This is a genomic window from Massilia timonae CCUG 45783 (assembly GCF_000315425.1).
GTDB classification, from domain to species: Bacteria; Pseudomonadota; Gammaproteobacteria; order Burkholderiales; family Burkholderiaceae_D; genus Telluria; species Telluria timonae.
Genome location: NZ_JH992923.1, coordinates 1,200,112 through 1,219,890, shown reverse-complemented (window position 1 = coordinate 1,219,890; position 19,779 = coordinate 1,200,112). Strand labels below are relative to the sequence as shown.

Genomic DNA, 19,779 nt, shown 5'->3' with positions numbered 1-19,779 from the left:
TGTCAAGTCCCGCCTGTTCATAAACCCGTTTGACAAATAATTCGGGGCGCTTTTTCTGCCATTCTTTGAGCGCCAGAATTGGTGTTTTGCTGTCGATGGCGCGTTGCGGAATATGATGGTTGTAGAGCTTCAAGTAGTTCATCAAGGTCGCCTCCAGATCAGCCCTGCTGTCGAAACGGGTTTGCTGTAGCAGTTCGTTGATTCGTCCGTTGAAGCGCTCTACCATGCCATTCGTTTGCGGGTGCCGTGGCGGTGCCAGGCGATGCTCTGCCGGCAGTGCGGTACAAGCCACATCGAAGGCATGGTTGCCGCTCGGCTTCTTGTCCTTGGTAGCGAAGCGGTCAGTGAACTGAGAGCCGTTATCTGTCAGTATCTTGCTGATCTTGATCGGTGAAGCAAGCTTGAGCCGACGCAGGAAATCGACGCTGCTCTTGTCCGTCATGTCGCCATAGATGTGCATGAAAACCCATCGCGTGGCCCGGTCGATCGCGACGAACAGATAGCGACGCGAGGTTTCGTCAGGCATCTGGGGCAAGTATTTGATATCGATGTGAACGAAGCCTGGTTCGTAATCCTTGAACGTCTTTTTCGGCGCGATCGTTTCGCCTTCAGCTTTCGGGATGACATCTTCAAGACGTGACATGCCCTCGCGCTTCAAAAGGCGGGCAAGACCTGAGCGAGAGACGTCAGGATTGATGTACTGCTTGGTGACGAAGAGAAGATCGTCCAATGGCAAATAAAGCGACTGGCGCAGCGCAAGCACGATCGCTTCCTGCGCTGCGCTCAGGGTGGTCTTGAGGACATGGGCACGGTGGGAACGGTCCTGTACATCATCACGCTTGAGCCACTTCTTGGCGGTAGCCCGGCTGACATTGAAGACCTTGGCCGCCTGGCGATCTGACAGGCCCGAGTCCTTGATCTCTTGGCGCGTTTTCGGTGTAGTTCGGGCTTGCGGGTGAATGCGTGAACTCATGCTGCAAATTGCTCCTGGTGCTTTGAAATTCCGGGATTGCTGAACCCAGCAATCAACTCGTTCAGCATAGCCTTTGCTCGGAATAAAGGCCAGCTACGACGAGGAATATGATCGCACGGCACTAAACAGGTAGGCGACATGACCCAGATCGCAACCCGCAACGGCCCCCTCCATCTGGCCGCATTCATCGACCTATGCACACATCGCGTCGTCGGCTGGACCACCGGTGCAAGTCAAACTGCGAAGCTGGCAATCGCAGCGCTGCAGAATGGATTTGAGCAGCAAAAACCGCAAGCAGGTCTGATCTGTCACACCGATCAAGGCTCGCAGTTCGCCTCCGCCATATTCAGAAATTATCTGAAGGATCAGCAGGCGCGACCAAGCATGAGCAGGCGAGGAAACTGCCACGACAATGCCGTGGCAGAGAGCTTCTTTTCGAACCTGAAGAACGAAGTAACCCATCACACGATCTACGATAATCACGAGTCAGCATTGGCTGCAATCGCTGATTACATCGACGTGTATTACAATCAACAGCGCCTCCACCAAACCCTCGGCTACCGAACGCCCGCTCAGGTGGAAAAAATGCACAGGTGTACCTGATTAACCCTGTCCACCAATCCGGTGCATCTCACTCCGACCCTATTTATTATTGGGTAGGTATAGCGCTAACATGTGGGGCGATCATCCTTTGCGGCATCTTATTTCCTGAACGCTCGACCGACGGCGCTAAAACCGCAAAAAATAATCAGGGTCAGAGTAGAATTGCCGAGCAATTCTTCAAAGTTGTCAAACAATTCGACTCTGACCCTAATGCCGCTAAGTTAACGATCTTTGCGGCATTTTTTCGTTGTAAACGTGGCTCAGAAATGTTAACTTTCGGCCATGCTTTCTGATGCCATCCCCCTCGTCATTGACCTACCTAATCCTCTTGAGTGGAGCCGCCTTGGCGAACATCTGCCCTACGAATGGGTGGAAGCTGCGTTAGTAGCGAACGATAAAGCGACTATCCGCTCTCGGCGGTTACCCGCGCAGCAGGTCGTCTGGCTAGTCATTGCTCTGGCGATCTATCGACACCGTTCCGTCAAGGACATTGTCGACTCGCTCGACCTGGCATTGCCCGAGTTGGCAGACCGTTGCATCACCTCCAGCGCGACAACGCAAGCTCGACAACGCTTGGGCTCCGAGCCGCTTGAATGGTTGTTTCACAAGTCGTCGCGGCAGTGGATTGCGCACGATGAAGCGCATTATCTGTTCAAGGGCTTGCATCTGCTTGCCATGGATGGCACGACATTGCGCCTGGCAGATAGCCCAGACAATCGCGAGCACTTTGGTTCTCAAATCTACCCCAACAACAAGGTTGCCAGCTATCCACAAGCACGCGGCGTGACCCTGATGATGATGGAAACCCAACTGATCCGTGATGCCCGTTTTGGACGCTACGACATCAGCGAAACGACGCATGCCCACTCTCTGCTCGAGAGCATTCCTGACGACTCGCTCACTGTGTTTGACCGAGGCTTTCTGTCAGCGCAACTACTATGCAATCTCGTCAACCATGGAACGAATCGACACTTCCTTGTTCCCGCCAAGAGCAACACCAAATGGACTCTAATCCTGGGCACGGACGACGATGGCATCGTGGAAATGATTGTCTCGCCTGCTGCACGCAAAAAAGATCCCGCTCTGCCAGAGACTTGGCGCGTGCGCGCCGTAAGAACACCGGATGACGGATCGGGAAAACAGCGGTACCTGCTTACGTCGCTGATGGATAGCAAGAAGTTCAAGGCGGTTGACTTGATTGCTTGTTATCTCCGACGCTGGCGTATCGAAACAAGTTATAGGGAACTGAAGCAGTCAATGATGGGCTCGGAGTTGACTCTGCGCAGCATGACGGTCAGCGGTACCGAGCAGGAAATCTGGGGGGCGATGATCGCTTATAACCTGATTCGCGTTGAGATCGCCAAGGCCGCGCTGGAAGCGAAATGCGAACCGACGAGCATCAGTTTTACTACTGCCCTGATGACCATCCAGAACGAGTTGATGATGACGGGCCCAGCAACAGCACAAGGGAGGATACCGGAGATGCTTAAGCGCTTACGTGGACGGTTGGTACTTGAACTGAAAGCGCAACGACCCGGACGAAAATTTGACCGCGTCGTTAAGGCAGTAGCTCAACGGTATCCAGAAAAACGGCTATCGAGAAAACCTTAACTTAGCGGCATTAGACTCTGACCCTGATTAATGTGCACGAGCTTTTAGGCAAGTCGCGGATGGCTTGTGCAGAATTAATTGGCGCTCAATAAGCTTTCACGATAATTCTACTCTGACCCTCGGTGGAGTCAGTACTCGCGGCGGTCGGGTTTGATTTCCTGGAGGATGGTGGTCGCGATTTCTTCGATGGATTTCGTTGTCGACGAGAGCCAGCGGATGCCTTCGCGGCGCATCAGGTGTTCGGCTTCGTTGACTTCGTAACGGCAGTTTTCCAGCGAGGCGTATTTGCTGCCGGCGCGGCGCTCGTTGCGGATTTGCGAGAGGCGCTCGGGGGTGATCGTCAGGCCGAACAGCTTTGCCTTGAATGGCGGCAGCGAACTCGGCAGCTTGCCGCGTTCGAAGTCGTCGGGAATCAGCGGATAGTTCGCGGCCTTCAGGCCGTATTGCATCGCCAGGTACAGGCTCGTCGGCGTTTTGCCGGAACGCGAGACGCCGACCAGGATCACGTCGGCCTCGGCCAGGTTCTTGTGCGATTGGCCGTCGTCATGCGCCAACGAGAAATTGATCGCTTCGATACGGTTCTTGTATTCCTCGGTGTCCACCGCATTGTGGATGCGCCCGATCGTGTGCGTCGACTTGACGTCCAGCTCCTGCTCGAGCGGCGCGACGAAGGTCTGGAACAGGTCCATGTGCATGCCGTTCGCCGAGCGGATCACGCTCGACAGGTCGTGCTTCACCAGGGTCGAGAACACGATCGGCCGCTGGCCGTGCAGCGCGAAGCTCTCGTTGATGCGGCGCGCAGCGTCGTGCGCCTTTTCGATCGAATCCACGAACGGCAGGCGGATCTGGCGGAAACGCAGGTCGAACTGGCTCAACACGGCGTGACCGAAGGTCTCCGCCGTGATGCCGGTGCCGTCGGAAACAAAGAAGACGGTGCGCGAGGCGGTGACTGGGGAAGGCAGGGAATCGTCGGTCATGATGGCTGGATCGGTATGCTTTGCTGACAAAGTAACATCAAAAGTGCGCTGCACTTCACCCTGTCGCGGGGTAAAATGCTCGGCAACGGGTTTTGCATTGTGCTGCACGCGGGCCAGAATAACAAGAATACGTCAAGACGCCCCCGCTTCCCGGCACCGATGCGCCAACAGCTTTCCATCATCAAGTAAGGGTGTTTTATCATGACTAACCTAGCTACTCCAGCACTGAAGCCAGACGAGGCAAACCGCGTCTACGTGGCCTCGTTCGAGGACCTGCGCATGACCGACGTCGAGTCGGTCGGCGGCAAGAACGCCTCGCTCGGCGAGATGATCAGCCAGCTGGCCGGCGCCGGCGTGCGCGTGCCGACCGGCTTCGCCACCACCGCCGACGCCTTCCGCGACTTCCTCGACCACAGTGCCGACGGTGGCCCGTCGCTGGGCCAGCGCATCGCGACCCGCCTCGAGAACCTGGACGTCGACGACGTGCGCGCGCTGGCGGCCGCCGGCCTTGAAATCCGCGGCTGGATCGTCGAGACCCCGTTCCAGCCACGCCTGGAACAGGAAATCCGTTCTTTCTACGAACGCCTGGTGGCCGGTTCGGAAACCGAAGTGTCGTTCGCCGTGCGCTCCTCGGCCACCGCCGAAGACCTGCCGGACGCCTCGTTCGCCGGCCAGCAGGAATCGTTCCTCAACGTGGTCGGCATCGACAACGTGTTGGAGGCGATGAAGCACGTGTTCGCCTCGCTCTACAACGACCGCGCGATCTCGTACCGCGTGCACAAGGGCTTCACCCACGCCGAGGTCGCGCTGTCGGCCGGCGTGCAGCGCATGGTGCGTTCCGACACCGGCGCCTCGGGCGTGATGTTCACCATCGACACCGAATCGGGCTTCAAGGACGTGGTGTTCATCACCTCGAGCTACGGCCTGGGCGAGACCGTGGTGCAGGGCGCGGTCAATCCCGACGAGTTCTACGTCCACAAGCCGATGCTGGCCCAGGGCAAGTCGGCGGTCATTCGCCGCAATATCGGCTCCAAGCTGATCAAGATGGAGTTCACCAACGAAGCCAAGGCCGGCCGCTCGGTCAAGACCGTCGACGTGCCGATCGAGCTGCGCAACCGCTATTCGCTGGTCGAGGAAGAAGTCATCGAGCTGGCCAAGTACGCGATGATCATCGAGAACCACTACGGCCGTCCGATGGACATCGAGTGGGGCAAGGATGGCCGCGACGGCAAGCTGTACATCCTGCAGGCGCGTCCGGAGACCGTGAAGTCGCAGCAGAAGGCCACCGACGCCCAGCAGCGCTTCCAGCTCAAGGGCACCGGCACCGTGCTGACCCACGGCCGCGCGATCGGCCAGAAGATCGGCGCCGGCCCGGTGCGCGTCATCACCGATCCGTCGGAGATGGAACGCGTGCAGCCGGGCGACGTGCTGGTGGCCGACATGACCGACCCGAACTGGGAGCCGGTCATGAAGCGCGCCTCGGCGATCGTCACCAACCGCGGCGGGCGCACCTGCCACGCGGCGATCATCGCCCGTGAGCTGGGCGTGCCGGCGGTGGTCGGCTGCGGCGACGCGACCGACGTGCTCAAGGACGGCACCCTGGTCACCGTGTCCTGCGCCGAAGGCGACGAAGGCATGATCTACGACGGCCTGCTGGAAACCGAGGTCACCGAAGTCTCGCGCGGCGAACTGCCGCCGATCAAGACCAAGATCATGCTCAACGTCGGCAACCCGCAGCTGGCATTCGACTTCCAGTCGGTGCCCAACAACGGCGTCGGCCTGGCCAGGCTCGAGTTCATCATCAACAACAATATCGGCGTGCACCCGAAGGCCATCCTCGAGTACCCGAACATCGACGCCGACCTGAAAAAAGCGGTGGAGTCGGTGGCCCGTGGCCACGCCTCGCCGCGCGCCTTCTACGTCGACAAGCTGGTCGAAGGCGTGGCCACCATCGCCGCCGCGTTCTGGCCGAAGCCGGTGATCGTGCGCCTGTCCGACTTCAAGTCGAACGAGTACAAGAAGCTGATCGGCGGTTCGCGCTACGAGCCGGACGAAGAGAACCCGATGCTGGGCTTCCGCGGCGCCGCGCGCTACCTGGCCGAGGACTTCGCCGAATCGTTCGCGATGGAATGCGCGGCCATGAAGCGCGTGCGCAACGAGATGGGCCTGACCAACGTCGAGCTGATGGTGCCGTTCGTGCGCACCCTGGGCCAGGCCGAGAAGGTCGTCGACCTGCTGGCCAAGAATGGCCTGAAGCGCGGCGAGAACGGCCTGCGCCTGATCATGATGTGCGAGGTGCCGTCCAACGCCATCCTGGCCGAGCAGTTCCTGCAGTACTTCGACGGCTTCTCGATCGGCTCCAACGACCTGACCCAGCTCACCCTGGGCCTGGACCGCGACTCCGGCATGGAGCTCTTGGCCAAGGACTTCGACGAGCGCGACCCGGCGGTCAAGGCGATGCTGTCGCTGGCGATCAAGGCCTGCCTCAAGCAGGGCAAGTACGTCGGCATCTGCGGCCAGGGTCCGTCGGACAACCCGGACTTCGCCGAATGGCTGGTGGGCGAGGGCATCGAGTCGATGTCGCTCAACCCGGACTCGGTGATCGAGACCTGGCAGAAGCTGGCCGGGGCCTGATCTCCGACATTCCCCGTCGAGGGCCGCCAGTGCTACACTGGCGGGAATGATCGCTTTCCAAGCCCTCACGACCAGCCGCCGCAGCCCACCGCGCGGTCATGCGAACCCTCGCTACCCACTTCGGGTAGCGAGGGTTTTTTCATTCCATGACAAGAAGGAGACCCCGACATGTCCGACTGGACGTACTGGCTCATCGGCGCCGGCATCCTGATCGTCGCCGAGCTGTTCATCGGCACCTTCTACCTGTTGATGATCGCCGTCGGCCTCCTGTGCGGCGCCGGCGTCGCCTGGCTGGGCGCCAGCGGCCCGCAGCAGACGCTGGCGGCGGCGCTCGTCGGCATCGGCGCCACCATGATCCTGCGCCGCACCCGCTACGCGCGGCACGGACGCGGCCAGGCCGCGAACGACCCCAGCATCAACCTCGACATCGGCCAGCGCGTCACCGTGCCGCAGTGGCAGGAGCGGCGCGCGCGCGTGATGTACCGCGGCGCGCTGTGGGACGTCGAGCTGCGCGCCGGCCTGGAGCCGGAGCCGGGCGACTTCGAGATCGTCGAGGTCCAGGGCAACCGCCTGATCGTCGCGCGCCGCCAGGCCTAGAACAATCACAACAGGAGGGATGCACATGGAACTGTCTTTCAGCGTGGTCGCGATCGTGATCTTCGCCATCGCCCTGGTCTTCGTGTTCAAGACCATCAACGTGGTGCCGCAACAGAACGCGTGGGTGGTCGAGCGGCTCGGCAAATACCACGCCACCCTGGCCCCCGGCCTGAACATCGTGGTGCCCTTCGTCGACCGCATCGCCTACAAGCACAGCCTGAAGGAGATCCCGCTCGACGTGCCGCCCCAGGTCTGCATCACGCGCGACAATACCCAGCTGCACGTGGACGGCATCCTGTACTTCCAGGTGACCGACGCCATGCGCGCCTCCTACGGCTCGTCGAACTACATCCAGGCCATCACGCAACTGGCCCAGACCACCCTGCGCTCGGTGATCGGCCGCATGGAGCTCGACAAGACCTTCGAGGAGCGCGACCTGATCAACACCCACATCGTGAACGCGATCGACGAGTCGGCCGCCAACTGGGGCGTCAAGGTGCTGCGCTACGAGATCAAGGACCTGACGCCGCCGGCCGAGATCCTGCTGGCGATGCAGGCCCAGATCACGGCCGAGCGCGAGAAACGCGCGCTGATCGCGGCCTCGGAAGGCCGGCGCCAGGAGCAGATCAACATCGCCAGCGACGAGCGCGAGGCGGCCATCGCGCGCTCCGAGGGCGAGAAGCAGGCCGAGATCAACCGCGCCATGGGCGAGGCGGCCGCCATCGTGGCGCTGGCCGACGCCAGCGCATCGGCGCTGCGCCAGGTGGGCGAGGCAATCGCTTCGCCAGGCGGCATGGATGCGGTCAGCCTGCGCGTGGCCGAGCACTACGTGGACGCGTTCGCGAACCTGGCCAAGACCAACAACACCCTGATCGTGCCGGCCAACCTGGGCGATATGAGCACCGTGATCGCCAGCGCGCTGCAGATCGTGAAGGCGCAGAAGTGAAGCGCGTCGTCATCGTCACCGGCGGCTCGGACGGCATCGGCGCCGAAATGGCGCGCCAGCTCGCGGCCCGCCACGGCGCCGGGGTCAGGCTCGTGCTGGCCGCGCGCAACCAGGGGCCGCTCGACCTGGTCGCCGGCCAGTGCCAGGCGCTGGGCGCCGACACGCTCACGGTGGCCTTCGACGCCGGCTGCCAGGACGATTGCCTGCGCCTGATCGCGCAGGCGCTCGAACGCTTCGGCCGCATCGATGTCCTGGTCAACAACGCCGGCCGTTCGGCGCACGCCCTGTTCGAAGAAGTCGAGAGCCTGGCCTGGTACGAAGAGCTGATGCGTGTGAACCTGTGGGGCAGCGTCTGGTGCACCCAGGCCGCGTTGCCGCACCTGAAGGCGAGCCGCGGCGCCATCGTGGCGGTGTCGTCGCTGGCCGGCCTGGTCGGGGTGCCGGGACGCACCGCGTATTGCGCCACCAAGTTCGCGATGAGCGGCTTCTTCGAAGCGCTGCGGGTCGAACTGAAGGAGGCAGGCGTCAGCGTGACCACCGCCTATCCGGGCGTGGTGGCCACGCGCATCCGCTACCGCGGTTTCAACGCCAGGGGAGAAGAGGCCGGCGCCAGCGCGCTCAGGGAAGAGAAGGCGATGCCGGTGGAAGAGTGCGCGCGCCTGATCGTCAAGGCGATGGAGGCGCGCCAGCGCGAGGTGGTGATGACGGCGCAGGGCAGGATCGGGCGCTGGCTCAAGCTGATCGCGCCCGGCCTGGTCGACAGGATGGCGCTGGCCGCCGTGAAGGACGACCTGCGCCTGCCATGAATTCGGTTCAGAATCCGACCGTCGCCGACACCACCACGCTGCGCGGCGCCGCCAGCACCAGGTAGCCCGCGCCCGGATAACCGCCGGCCGAGGCCCAGTAATTCTTGTCCGTGACATTGTCCACGCGCGCGCGCAGGGTCAGGTCGCGGTCCATGAAGCGGGTGTTCCAGGTCGCGCCCAGGTCCAGGCGGGTCCACGACGGCAGCTTCTGCAGATTGGCGCCGTCGGCATACTGCTTCGAGGTGTACACGGTGCGCGCGTTCAGCGACAGGCCGTCCACGCCCGGTACCATCCAGTCGGCGCCGATGTTGAACTGCGTTTCCGGCACGCCGATCGCGTCCTTGCCCTGGTTCACGCCGCCGGCCGTCACACGCTGCTCGGCGTCGATCAGGGTCAGGCCGCCCAGCAGCTTCAGGCCGCGCACCGGATTGCCGAACACCGACAGCTCGAGGCCGCGATTGCGCTGCTCGCCGAACACGCCGAACACGCGGTTCTCGACGTAGGCGCTCGGCTGGCTGGTCGAGAACACGGCCGCGGTCAGGCCGTAGCGGCCGCTGTCGTACTTGACGCCCGCTTCACGCTGGCGCGCGACGTAGGGCGCGAAGATCTCGCCCTGGTTGACGATGTCGGTGCCCGAGGCGACCGGGCCGCGCTGCAGGCCTTCGCTGTAGTTGGCATACAGCGACAGGTCCTTGCGCGGCTTGTAGACGATGGCGGCGAACGGCGTGTTCTTGCTCGATTCGTAGCCCGAATTCTCCAGCCCGGTGTTGTAGTCGTAGCCGAAGTCCTTGATGCGCTGGTGGCGCAGGCCGACATTGACCAGCACCTTGTCGTCCATGAACGACATGGTGTCGGCGATCGCCAGGCCCGACAGGATGGTCTTGGAGGTCACCAGCGGATCGTTCATGTCGCCGCCGGTGAAGAAGGTCGACGACGGCGCCGCCACGTCGCGCGGGCGGTACAGGTTCGACGCGAAGCCGGCGAAATCGGACATGCCATAGGCATTGCGCGACTTGGAATGGAAGCCCGAGGCCGATGCGCTCAGCACGTGCTTGACGAAGCCCGTGCGCAGTGAGCCGCGCACGCCCACTTCGCCGGTGCGCACCTGGTCCTTGCGGATATTATCGAAGCGGCTCATGGTGGCGTCGCCATCGACGGCGTTGACGTCGATGCCGGCCAGGATGTTGAATTCCTGGCCGTTGCGCAGGCCGGCCGCCGCCCACGCGACCGCGTCGGCGCCCAGGTCGACCTCGGCGCGCACGGTGCCGAAGGTATGGCGTTCGTTCGAGATGGTCCACGGCTGGGCGAAGTTGTGGCTCGCATCCGGCGCCGCGATCATCGGCAGGCCGGCGGCCAGGTCGACGCTCGGACGGGCATTGGTCAGCTGGTGGTCCTGCGCGCCGACGTCGGCCGACAGGCGGTAGCCGCGGCCGCGGTAGTCGACGCCGATCGAGTACACGGACAGTTCGCGTTCTTCGCGGTCGACCGCGGTGTCGCCGTTGCGGTGCGCCACGTTGACGCGCACGCCGGCGCGGCCTTCCTCGCCGAAGCGGCGGCCCAGGTCGATCGCGCCATAGCCCTGGCCGCCGGTCTCGACGCCCACGGTGACTTCGCTCAGTTCCTGGTTCGGGGCGCGCTTGGGCAGGATGTTGATCGAGCCGCCGATGCTGCCGCCGGCCGGCGCCGCGCCGTTGATGAAGCTGTGCGCGCCGCGCAGCACCTCCACCCGTTCCATCAGCTCGGTCGCCACGAACTGGCGCGGCAGCAGTCCGTACAGGCCGTTATACGCCGTGTCGTCCGAGCCGACCGCGAAGCCGCGGATCATGTACAGCTCCTGGTAATTGCCGAAGCCGCGCGCCACCCGCACCGACGGATCGTTCTGCACCACGTCGGCCACGCTGCGCGCCTGCTGGTCCTGGATCAGCGCATGGGTGTAGTTGGTGCTGTTGAACGGGGTGTCCATGATGTCGACGTTGCCCAGCAGGCCCAGGCGACCGCCGCGCGCCACCTGGCCGCCGGCATACGCGGCCGGCAGGCCCTGGGCCGAGGCATCGGCCGATGCGGTCACGACCACGGTCGAGATCTTCTCGTCGGCTGGCGATTCGGCCTGCTGGGCGAACGCGGTGCTGGAGACGAAGAGGGCGGCGGCCAGCGCGACCGGGGTCGGGCTCAGTTTCAAGGTCGGGCGGAGGGTGTCCATGTGTCTTGCTCTTTTTATGCGTTAAAAGTAACGCGCATTCTATGCCTGATGCTTGCATCTGTAAATGAGAACGATTATTATTCATGGTCTGTATCTCTAGCTATAATGCATACCCAATAACATGTCACCCGTTTCCCTGCGTCGCTGGGGCTGGATCCACAAGTGGTCCAGCCTGGTCTGCACCATCTTCATGCTGCTGCTGTGCCTGACCGGCCTGCCGCTGATCTACCACCATGAGATCGGCCACCTGCTGGGCAACGAGGTCGAGCCGCCGGTGCTGTCGCAACCGACGCCGATGGGCAACGTCGACGCGGTGATCGCCTCGGCCAAGGAGCTGTACCCGACCAAGAAGCCGATGTTCATCTCGCAAGAGGCGGACGTGCCCGAGATCTGGAACGTGACCCTGGCCGACCACATGCACGACCACGACTACAAGCCGATCGCAGTCGATGCGCGCACCACGGAGGTGATCGAAGAGCCGGCCTTCGAGGGCGGCGTGTTCATGTCGACCATGCTGGCGCTGCACGTCGACCTGTTCATGGGCCTGGCCGGCCAACTGTTCCTGGGGTTGATGGCCCTGTTGCTTCTGGTCGCGATCGTCAGCGGCGCGGTCCTGTACTCGCCGTTCATGCGCAAGCTCGACTTCGGCACCGTGCGCAAGGAGAGAAGCAGCCGCCTCAAATGGCTCGACATGCACAACCTGCTGGGCATCGTCACGCTCACCTGGCTGTTCGTGGTCGGCGGCACCGGCATGATCAATACCTGGGCCGACCTGATGCTCAAGTATTACCAGCACAATGAGCTGAGCGAGATCCTGGCCCAGTACAAGGACAAGGCGCCGCAGCCGCACACCGCCTCGGTGCACGACGCGATCGAAAAGGCCAAGGAGCGCCTGCCGGGCATGCGGGTCGCCTTCGTGGCCTTCCCGGGCACCGATTTCAGCAGCGCCCACCACTACGGCATCTTCATGAACGGCAACGAGCCGTTCAGCTCGCGCATGTACCAGCCGGTGCTGGTCGACGCCCATACCGGCGAACTCACCGACGCGCCCGAACTGCCGTGGTACCTGAAGGCGCTGCTGGTGTCGCAACCGCTGCACTTCGGCGACTACGGCGGCCAGTGGATGAAGTTCCTGTGGGCGGTGCTCGACATCGCGACCATCGTGATCCTGGTGACGGGCCTGTACCTGTGGGTCAAGCGCGGCAAGACCGCCAACGCGTCGGCCAAGGCCGCGGCCCTCGACAAGCACGCGCCGGCCCGCGGCATCGATGCGCCGGCGCTGGCGCGCGAGGGGAGCGCATCGTGAGCCGCACGCCGATGCAAATCTGGGGCGCGCCGATCGTGCTGGCCATCCTCACCACCATCGGCCTGATCTCGGCCCTGCTGGGCGACGGCATCTGGGACGCCCTGTCCGCCGTCACGCTCGGCATTCCCTGCCTGGTCGGCGCCTGGCACTGCCTGCGCCGCCGTCCGGCCGTCCGCCAGCGCGGCTGAACGGCCGCATCGTACAACCCCCGGCGCACTTTTCGCGCGCCGGGGTTGGTGGCGACCCGCGCCACGCTGTATACTTGGCCCTGCCGATCCCGCGCAGCATGAGCTGGCCGCGGGATTCGTCCATTTTCGAAAGGGCCTCATGTTTGCAGCAGTCGACCTCGGGTCCAACAGCTTCCGCCTGCACATCGGCGAGCCGCTCGGCGCCCGCATGCACATCGTGCGCACCGCGCGCGATCCGATCCGCCTGGCGGCGGGACTCGATAGTCACGACATGCTCACCGAGGCCGCGATGCGCGCCGCCATCGCCTGCCTGCACGACTTCCGCAAGATCCTCGACGAATACCACCTCGACGCCGTGCGCGTGGTCGCCACCAACACCATGCGCGTGGCGAAGAACGCCGACCAGCTGCTGCCGCAGCTCGAGGCGGCGATCGGGTATCCGATCGAGATCATCTCGGGCGAGGAAGAGGGCCGCCTGATCTACATGGGCGTGACGCGCGCCATCGAGCGCCAGGACGAGCGGCGGCTGGTGATCGACATCGGCGGCGGCTCGACCGAGGTCATCGCCGGCACCGGCGCCGAGATCCACCTGGTCGAGTCGTTCGGCATCGGCACCCAGCCGCAGGTGCGCGCCTATTTCCCCGACGGCCGCATCAGCGCGCGCAATTTCGACGCCGCCGTCACCGCGGCGCGCGCCCGCTTCGAAGACGCCGCCTCGCTGTACCACGCCCAGGGCTGGGACGCCGCCTATGGCTCATCCGGCACCATGCGCGCCATTTCGGAAGTCATCGGCCGCAACGCGATCGGCGACGGCACGGTGTCGCAGGCCAGCCTGCATGCCTTGCGCGACATCCTGATCGAACTGGGCCACGTGGACGCCTTTCTGCTGGCGGGCGTCAAGCGCGACCGCGTGCCGGTGATGGTGGGCGGCCTGACGGTGCTCATCGGCGCGATGCAGGAGCTGAAGGTCGAGCGCCTGCAGGCGGTCAATGCCGGGCTGCGCCTGGGCGTGCTGTCCGACCTCGAGCTGCGCGCCAACCGGCGCGACCGGCGCGACGCCGCGATCCGCTCCTGCATGCAGCGCTTCCGGGTCGACACCCAGCGCGCGCTGCGCACCTGCGGCATCGCGACTTTGCTGTACGAACGCCTGCAGCCGCAGGCCGACAGCCAGCCGCACTACCTGGCATGGAGCGCCATGCTGCACGAGATCGGCCTGGCCATTTCGATGAGCGGGGCCCACAAGCACGGCGCCTACATCGTCGAGCACGCCGATCTGGGCGGCTTCACCACGCGCGAGCAGCGCCTGCTGGCGACCCTGGTGCTGGGACAGAAGGGCAATCTGCGCAAGATCCGCGAGGCGCTGGTCGAGCCCGACCTGGCCAAGGCGGTGCTGGCGCTGCGCCTGGCGGTGGTGTTCATGCATGCGCGCGCCGACAACGACATCGGCGGCCTGCGCCTGCGCATGAAGGGCAAGATCGAGATCGAGCTGCCGCCGGAACTGCTGGCGCGGCATCCGACGCTGGCGCCGTGGTTCGAGAAGGAAGAGTGCAGCTGGAACGAAGTCGGCATCGGCTTCCAGGCGCGCTAGCGTTTCTTCTAACGCAGCTTGCCGATCACGTCCGGCCCCGCCACCAGCCGGATATACGGCACGCCATCCGCCTCCTTGTGCTCGATCCAGAACACGCCCGCCTTGCGGATGCGCCAATCCTGCTTGTTCCCGCACAGCGCCATCGACGCCACCTGGCCCAGCAGCGGCTGGTGGCCGACGATCAGCGCCGGCTGGCGGTGCTCGGGCCAGCCGCAGGCGGCGATGATCGCTTCCGCGCTCGACCCGGTGTTCAGCGCCTCGACCACTTCGTAGCGCCGCCCCAGCGCTTCCACCGTCTGGATGCAGCGCGTGGCCGGGCTCACCAGGATGCGGCAGGCCGGGGGCAGCTTGCGATCCAGCCAGGCGCCCATGCGCGCGGCGTGGCGTTGGCCCTTGGGCGTGAGCGCGCGTGCGGCGTCCGGCTCTCCCGGCTCGGCCTCAGCGTGGCGCCACAGGATCAGTTCCATTGTCGATCTCCTTGTCGTTGGTGTCGTTGGCGAGGCTGGCCGCGCCGAGCATGTCCATCAGCACCTGCTGCGCGCTGTACTGGCCCTGCTTGCCGCGCGCCTTGCGGCGGCGATAGCGGCCGTCGGGCGCCAGCTCCCAGGCGTTGACGTTGTCCTTCAGGTAGGGGTGCAGGCCCTCGCGCATCACGCGCCGCTTGAGCGCGGTCGAGCGGATCGGGAATGCCACTTCGACCCGGCGGAACAGGTTGCGGTTCATCCAGTCGGCGCTGCTGAGCACCACGTCGTGCTTCAGGTCGTTGCGGAAATAGAAGATGCGGGTGTGCTCCAGGAAGCGGCCGACGATCGAACGCACCTTGATGTTGTCCGACAGGCCGTCCACGCCCGGCCGCAGCGAACAGGCGCCGCGCACGATGAGGTCGATCCTGACGCCGGCCTGCGAGGCCTCGTACAGGGCCTTGATCACCGACTCGTCGGTGAGCGAATTCATCTTGGCGATGATGCGTCCCGGGCGGCCCTGGCGCGCGATCTCGGCTTCCTGGCGGATCGCGCGCACGATCTCCTTCTGCAGCGAGAACGGCGCCAGCCAGATGCTCGACAGCTGCTTGGGCCGGGTCAGGCTGGTGAGGTGGATGAAGACTTCGTTGACGTCGGCGGTGAGTTCCGGGTCGGCCGTCAGCAGCCCCATGTCGGTATAGAACCTGGCGGTGGTCGGGTTGTAGTTGCCGGTGCCGAGGTGGGCGTAGCGGCGCAGTCCATTCGGCTCGCGCCGCAGCACGAGGGCCATCTTGGCATGGGTCTTGAGGCCCACCACGCCGTACACCACCTGGGCCCCGGCCTGCTCGAGCTTCTCGGCCCAGTTGATGTTGGCTTCCTCGTCGAAGCGCGCCATCAGCTCGACGATGACGGTGACTTCCTTGCCGCTGCGCGCGGCCGCGATCAGGGCGTCGACCAGTTCCGAATTGCTGCCGGCGCGGTAGATGGTCTGCTTGATCGCCACCACGTTCGGATCGGCCGCCGCGCACTGGATGAAATTGATCACCGGCTGGAACGATTCGAATGGATGGTGCAGCAGCGCGTCGTGCTTGCGCAGGGAGGCGAACAGGTCGGGTCCGGCAAGCTTGTTCGGGTAGCCCGCGACATAGGGCGCGAAGGTCAGGTCGGGCCGGTCGTTGCTGTTGACGATTTCCAGCAGGCGGCTCAGGTTGACCGGTCCATCGACCTTGAACAGGCGGCTGCGGTCGATCTGGAACTGGTTGAGCAGGAAGTCCGACAGGTGCTCGGGGCAGGAGCGGCCCACCTCGAGGCGCACCGCGAAGCCGTACTGGCGGCTGTGCAACTCGCTCTGCAGCGCCTGGCGCAGGTTCTTGACTTCTTCTTCGTCGACCCACAGGTCGCTGTTGCGGGTGACGCGGAACTGCGAGTACGAGACCACATCGCGGCCGGTGAACAGGTCGGCCATGTGGGCCTGGATCACCGACGACAGCATGCAGTAGGAGGCGCCTTTCTTGTCCGAGAGCTCGTCCGGCAGCCGGATCACGCGCGGCAGCACGCGCGGCGCCTTCATGATCGCGATGCCCGAACCGCGCCCGAACGCGTCCTTGCCGGCGAGTTCCACGATGAAGTTCAGGCTCTTGTTGACGACGCGCGGGAAGGGGTGGGCAGGGTCGAGGCCGATCGGCGTGAGCAGCGGGCGCACTTCGCGGTCGAAATACTGCTTGACCCAGGCGCGCTGGGCGGCGTTGCGCTCGCTGCGGTGCAGCAGGTGGATGCCGTGCTCGGACAGCTGCGGCTGGATCTCGCTATTGAACAGGCTGTACTGGCGCGCGATCAGGTGGCGGCATTCGGCGCTCGCGCGTTCCAGGTTGGCGGCCAGGCCGTCGGGCAGGGCGCCGCTGGCGCGGTCGAGCTGGTGCTGGGCCAGCAGGCTGGCCACCCGCACTTCGAAGAATTCGTCCAGGTTGCTCGCCACGATGCACAGGAAGCGCAGGCGTTCGAGCAGGGGAATCGACGGGTCTTCGGCCTGGGCCAGCACGCGGCGGTTGAATTCGAGCAGCGACAGTTCGCGGTTCAGGTAGGCGCCGCCGTCGGAAAATTGTTTGAGCTCAGCCTCAATGGCCTTTTTCTTCATGTCCATATTTTGCGGTCGTAGTCGTCCCGCAGGCAGTGTAGATGTCAAATATGACAGCCCGGTGACACTTGCGCCGCCGACGCCGCCGTTTTCTTAATGAACTGCTAAGCCTCCGTTCGGAGGCGGCGGCTATGCTTGGCGCTCCAGTCACCGAGGAGTCGTCCATGAAAAACTTCGTCCGCGCCAACAAGGGCTTCCTGATGTTCCTGCTGTTGTTCGGCGTGTTCCGCAGCGCGGTGGCCGACTGGAGCCCGATCCCGAGCGGTTCGATGCGCCCCAATCTGCTGGAGGGCGACGTGGTCCTGATCAACCGCATGGCCTTCGACCTCAAGATACCATTGACCGAGGTGAGCGTGGCGCACCTGGGCGAGCCGGCGCGCGGCGACATGGTCGTGTTTCACTCGCCGCATGACGGCACGCGCCTGATCAAGCGCGTGCTGGCGCTGCCGGGCGACCTGGTCGAGATGCGGGGCGACCGGCTGTTCATCAATGGCGAAGGCGCCAGTTATGCGCCGCTGGGCGAGGCGCGCGAGCGCAGCCGCGGCCTCGAGGTCGGCGCCATCCGGCTGGAAGAGCAGGTGGCGGGCACGCCAGCGCATCCAGGTCTTGCCGGGCGTGCCGGCGCCGCGCAGCTTCGATCCGCTGCGGATCCCGCCCGGCCAGTACCTGATGTTGGGCGACAACCGCAACGACAGCGCCGATTCGCGCGTGATCGGCCTGGTGCCGCGCGAGAAGCTGGTCGGCCGCGCCGAGCGGATCCTGGTGTCGGCCGCCTACCAGGAAAACTGGATGCCGCGCCTGGACCGCTTCGGCATGTCGCTGCGTGAGGATCGGTGAGGATCGGCGGGATCGAAATAGCGTACAATCGCGCCCCCCCGACGCTCGCATCGTGCGGTGTCGGCAACGATCCCGAAAGTGTAGTACATGCAAAAGCTCCTCACCGTCATCCTCGCCTGCCTCGGCATGATCGGCGCCCTGGCCATCGATACCTACCTGCCGTCGATGCCGGCGATCGGCGCCGAATTCGGGGTTGGCCCGGTGGCCGTGCAGCAGACCCTGAGCGTGTTCCTGTTCACGTTCGCCTTCATGATGCTGTTCTACGGGACCCTGTCGGACTCCTTCGGCCGCCGCCCCGTGATCCTGGCCGCGTTGGCGGTCTATACGCTGGCCTCGGTCGGCGCGGCCCTGGCGCCGAGCTTCGGCTGGCTGCTGGTGTTCCGCGCGCTGCAGGGCCTGTCGGCCGGCGCCGGTTCGGTGATCGGCCAGGCGATCGTGCAGGACCGTTTTTCGGGCCCGCAAGCCCAGCGCATGATGTCGCACATCATGATGGTGTTCGGCCTGGCGCCGGCCATCGCCCCGATCCTGGGCGGCTGGCTGCACGTGACCTTCGGCTGGCGCTCGTCCTTCGTGTTCCTGGCCGTGTTCGGGGCGGCGATGATCCTGCTGGTCATGAAGATGCTGCCGGAAAGCCTGCCGGCCGAGAAGCGCCAGGCCTTCCACCCGGGCACCATCGGCCGCAACTACCTGATGGTGCTGCGCAATCCGCAATTCGTGTTCCTGGCGCTGTCGGTGGGCCTGGCCTTCAGCGGCCTGTCGCTCTACATCGGCTCGGCCTCGAACTTCGTGATGGAGATCCTCGGCCTGCCCGAGACCGCGTTCGCGTGGATGTTCATCCCGCTGGTGGGCGGCATGGTGGTGGGCTCGGCCTGGGGCGGCAAGCGCGCCCACAGCTCGACCCCGGGCCGCATGATGTGGACCGGGTACGCCGTGATGGCGCTGGGCGTGGCGCTCAACGTCGGCTATCACGGGCTGTTCCCGGCCAGCGTGCCATGGTCGGTGCTGCCGCTGTTCGTCTACACCTTCGGCCTGGCGGTGGCGATGCCGGCGGTGCAGCTGACCGCGATGGGCCTGTTCCCGCGCAACCGCGGCCTGGCCTCGTCGATGGTCGGCTTCATCCAGATGATGTCGTTCGCGCTGGTGTCGGGCCTGGTGGCGCCGCTGCTGTTCGACAGCGCGCTCAAACTGGGGCTGGGCGTGGCGGGCGGCCTGCTGCTGAGCTTTGGCGCCTGGCGCCTGTCGGTGCGCAGCGCAGTCGCGCCCGCCTTGCCGGGCGCTTGAACGGTGCTGGCGAGTTGGCGCCGCAGGCTGCTGCCGCAACCCTTTCCCGCCCTGTTCGCGCTGCGCCGGCGCTACCTGCGCCAGGAATCGCAGGCACTCTACAAACGCTACGGCCACGCGCTGGGGATCTTCGGCGCCTTCTTTGCGCTGGCGCTGGTCGAACGGCCATCGCTGCTGGCCGCACCGATCCTGCAGTTCTGGCGCGACCCGCTGGCCTGGCGCGACAACCTGGCCTATCTGGTCGGCTGGCTGACGGTCGTGGGCCTGTGGGCGCGCGTGCACCGGAGCTTCGTGCGCGGCGCCGGGTTTGCCGTATTCGCCCGCAGCGCCAGCCATGGCCACTATCTGGCGCCACGACTGGACATGGCGCTGCTGCTGGTGGCCCTGCAGTGGTTCATCGTCCCGTTCGCGATCGCGGCGGGGGTGGTGCTGGCCGCCGGCGCCGGGACCGTCCTGTTCTGGGGCGCTTTCCTGGTGATCCTGCTCCTGACGATCGCCGCGGCGCGCGCCGTGGTGTTCGGGGCAGGGCGCGCATCACGCCTGCGCCTCCTGGCCGTGCCGGCGCTGTTGGCGGCGGCGCCGCTCGCCGATGGCTGGCCGCTCGTGGCCTGCCTGGCGCTGCTGGCGCGCGAGCTGG

At 64.8% G+C, this 19,779-nt stretch carries 16 protein-coding genes and 2 pseudogenes; 13 read left to right on the top strand and 5 right to left on the bottom strand.

All coding sequences use genetic code 11. The annotated features are described in order from the left end of the window. Positions 1-973, bottom strand: a 973-nt coding sequence (locus tag HMPREF9710_RS15160; RefSeq protein WP_005667707.1) for an IS481 family transposase, incomplete at its 3' end; no start/stop codon positions are given. Between the two features lie 135 nt (positions 974-1,108). Here HMPREF9710_RS15160 and HMPREF9710_RS15155 point away from each other — a divergent pair. Then, a pseudogene (locus HMPREF9710_RS15155) lies at positions 1,109-1,576 on the top strand (IS3 family transposase); the annotation flags it as partial. A gap of 282 nt (positions 1,577-1,858) precedes the next feature. Continuing rightward, entirely contained in the window at positions 1,859-3,187 is a 1,329-nt protein-coding gene (locus HMPREF9710_RS15150; protein WP_005667704.1) for an IS4 family transposase, read from the top strand. Between the two features lie 128 nt (positions 3,188-3,315). Here HMPREF9710_RS15150 and ppsR read toward each other — a convergent pair whose 3' ends face one another. Then, positions 3,316-4,164 (bottom strand): posphoenolpyruvate synthetase regulatory kinase/phosphorylase PpsR, encoded by an 849-nt coding sequence (gene ppsR, locus HMPREF9710_RS15145; protein ID WP_005667703.1) that lies wholly within the window; start codon positions 4,162-4,164, stop codon positions 3,316-3,318. 201 nt (positions 4,165-4,365) lie between these two features. On the opposite strand from ppsR, the gene ppsA reads away from it, so the two are divergent. The 4 genes from ppsA to HMPREF9710_RS15125 all read left to right on the top strand — a co-directional run bounded on the left by ppsA (position 4,366) and on the right by HMPREF9710_RS15125 (position 9,147). Continuing rightward, positions 4,366-6,798, top strand: coding sequence for a phosphoenolpyruvate synthase (gene ppsA, locus HMPREF9710_RS15140; RefSeq protein ID WP_005667701.1), 2,433 nt, complete (start codon positions 4,366-4,368; stop codon positions 6,796-6,798). 168 nt (positions 6,799-6,966) lie between these two features. Next, complete coding sequence (locus HMPREF9710_RS15135; RefSeq protein WP_005667700.1) at positions 6,967-7,395, top strand: NfeD family protein; 429 nt, start codon at positions 6,967-6,969, stop codon at positions 7,393-7,395. Between the two features lie 25 nt (positions 7,396-7,420). Next, positions 7,421-8,341 (top strand): SPFH domain-containing protein, encoded by a 921-nt coding sequence (locus tag HMPREF9710_RS15130; RefSeq protein ID WP_005667699.1) that lies wholly within the window; start codon positions 7,421-7,423, stop codon positions 8,339-8,341. Beyond that, positions 8,338-9,147 carry an SDR family oxidoreductase gene (locus HMPREF9710_RS15125; protein ID WP_005667697.1) on the top strand — a complete coding sequence of 270 codons (810 nt, stop codon included), beginning with the start codon at positions 8,338-8,340 and terminating at the stop codon, positions 9,145-9,147. The genes HMPREF9710_RS15130 and HMPREF9710_RS15125 overlap by 4 nt, the downstream gene beginning before the upstream one ends. A gap of 7 nt (positions 9,148-9,154) precedes the next feature. Here HMPREF9710_RS15125 and HMPREF9710_RS15120 read toward each other — a convergent pair whose 3' ends face one another. Next, positions 9,155-11,347, bottom strand: a complete 2,193-nt coding sequence (locus tag HMPREF9710_RS15120) for a TonB-dependent receptor (RefSeq protein WP_005667695.1) — start codon at positions 11,345-11,347, stop codon at positions 9,155-9,157. 121 nt (positions 11,348-11,468) lie between these two features. On the opposite strand from HMPREF9710_RS15120, the gene HMPREF9710_RS15115 reads away from it, so the two are divergent. The 3 genes from HMPREF9710_RS15115 (at position 11,469) to HMPREF9710_RS15105 (ending at position 14,429) form a co-directional block, all read left to right on the top strand. Beyond that, a complete protein-coding gene (locus HMPREF9710_RS15115) occupies positions 11,469-12,653 on the top strand; it encodes a PepSY-associated TM helix domain-containing protein (RefSeq protein WP_005667694.1) in 1,185 nt (394 codons plus the stop codon). After that, complete coding sequence (locus HMPREF9710_RS15110; protein WP_051205098.1) at positions 12,650-12,841, top strand: hypothetical protein; 192 nt, start codon at positions 12,650-12,652, stop codon at positions 12,839-12,841. The genes HMPREF9710_RS15115 and HMPREF9710_RS15110 overlap by 4 nt, the downstream gene beginning before the upstream one ends. Before the next feature lie 139 nt (positions 12,842-12,980). After that, entirely contained in the window at positions 12,981-14,429 is a 1,449-nt protein-coding gene (locus HMPREF9710_RS15105; protein WP_005667690.1) for a Ppx/GppA phosphatase family protein, read from the top strand. 8 nt (positions 14,430-14,437) lie between these two features. Here HMPREF9710_RS15105 and HMPREF9710_RS15100 read toward each other — a convergent pair whose 3' ends face one another. Both HMPREF9710_RS15100 and ppk1 read right to left on the bottom strand, forming a co-directional pair. Continuing rightward, positions 14,438-14,896 (bottom strand): SixA phosphatase family protein, encoded by a 459-nt coding sequence (locus HMPREF9710_RS15100; RefSeq protein WP_005667688.1) that lies wholly within the window; start codon positions 14,894-14,896, stop codon positions 14,438-14,440. Continuing rightward, positions 14,868-17,030 carry a polyphosphate kinase 1 gene (gene ppk1 / locus HMPREF9710_RS15095; RefSeq protein ID WP_005667686.1) on the bottom strand — a complete coding sequence of 721 codons (2,163 nt, stop codon included), beginning with the start codon at positions 17,028-17,030 and terminating at the stop codon, positions 14,868-14,870. The genes HMPREF9710_RS15100 and ppk1 overlap by 29 nt, the downstream gene beginning before the upstream one ends. Before the next feature lie 125 nt (positions 17,031-17,155). On the opposite strand from ppk1, the pseudogene lepB (HMPREF9710_RS28830) reads away from it, so the two are divergent. The 4 genes and pseudogenes from lepB (HMPREF9710_RS28830) to HMPREF9710_RS28260 all read left to right on the top strand — a co-directional run. Continuing rightward, positions 17,156-17,503 (top strand): annotated as a pseudogene (gene lepB / locus HMPREF9710_RS28830) (signal peptidase I); the annotation flags it as partial. Between the two features lie 10 nt (positions 17,504-17,513). Next, entirely contained in the window at positions 17,514-17,861 is a 348-nt protein-coding gene (lepB, locus tag HMPREF9710_RS28825; protein ID WP_307160572.1) for a signal peptidase I, read from the top strand. 87 nt (positions 17,862-17,948) lie between these two features. Continuing rightward, the gene (locus HMPREF9710_RS15085; protein WP_005667682.1) at positions 17,949-19,142 is read left to right on the top strand and encodes a multidrug effflux MFS transporter; all 1,194 of its coding nucleotides are present in this window, start codon (positions 17,949-17,951) and stop codon (positions 19,140-19,142) included. Positions 19,143-19,145: 3 nt separating this feature from the next. Continuing rightward, positions 19,146-19,779, top strand: a 634-nt coding sequence (locus tag HMPREF9710_RS28260) for a hypothetical protein (RefSeq protein ID WP_005667680.1), incomplete at its 3' end; no start/stop codon positions are given.

What these genes read in the sequence shown, in the direction of transcription:
- HMPREF9710_RS15105 (WP_005667690.1), top strand. Translation starts at nt 12,981, where the DNA reads ATGTTTGCAGCAGTCGACCTCGGGTCCAACAGCTTCCGCCTGCACATC.
- HMPREF9710_RS15120 (WP_005667695.1), bottom strand. Translation starts at nt 11,347, where the DNA reads ATGGACACCCTCCGCCCGACCTTGAAACTGAGCCCGACCCCGGTCGCG.
- HMPREF9710_RS15135 (WP_005667700.1), top strand. Translation starts at nt 6,967, where the DNA reads ATGTCCGACTGGACGTACTGGCTCATCGGCGCCGGCATCCTGATCGTC.
- ppsA (WP_005667701.1), top strand. Translation starts at nt 4,366, where the DNA reads ATGACTAACCTAGCTACTCCAGCACTGAAGCCAGACGAGGCAAACCGC.
- HMPREF9710_RS15100 (WP_005667688.1), bottom strand. Translation starts at nt 14,896, where the DNA reads ATGGAACTGATCCTGTGGCGCCACGCTGAGGCCGAGCCGGGAGAGCCG.
- lepB (WP_307160572.1), top strand. Translation starts at nt 17,514, where the DNA reads ATGGCGAAGGCGCCAGTTATGCGCCGCTGGGCGAGGCGCGCGAGCGCA.
- HMPREF9710_RS15115 (WP_005667694.1), top strand. Translation starts at nt 11,469, where the DNA reads ATGTCACCCGTTTCCCTGCGTCGCTGGGGCTGGATCCACAAGTGGTCC.
- ppk1 (WP_005667686.1), bottom strand. Translation starts at nt 17,030, where the DNA reads ATGGACATGAAGAAAAAGGCCATTGAGGCTGAGCTCAAACAATTTTCC.
- HMPREF9710_RS15150 (WP_005667704.1), top strand. Translation starts at nt 1,859, where the DNA reads ATGCTTTCTGATGCCATCCCCCTCGTCATTGACCTACCTAATCCTCTT.
- HMPREF9710_RS15130 (WP_005667699.1), top strand. Translation starts at nt 7,421, where the DNA reads ATGGAACTGTCTTTCAGCGTGGTCGCGATCGTGATCTTCGCCATCGCC.
- ppsR (WP_005667703.1), bottom strand. Translation starts at nt 4,164, where the DNA reads ATGACCGACGATTCCCTGCCTTCCCCAGTCACCGCCTCGCGCACCGTC.
- HMPREF9710_RS15085 (WP_005667682.1), top strand. Translation starts at nt 17,949, where the DNA reads ATGCAAAAGCTCCTCACCGTCATCCTCGCCTGCCTCGGCATGATCGGC.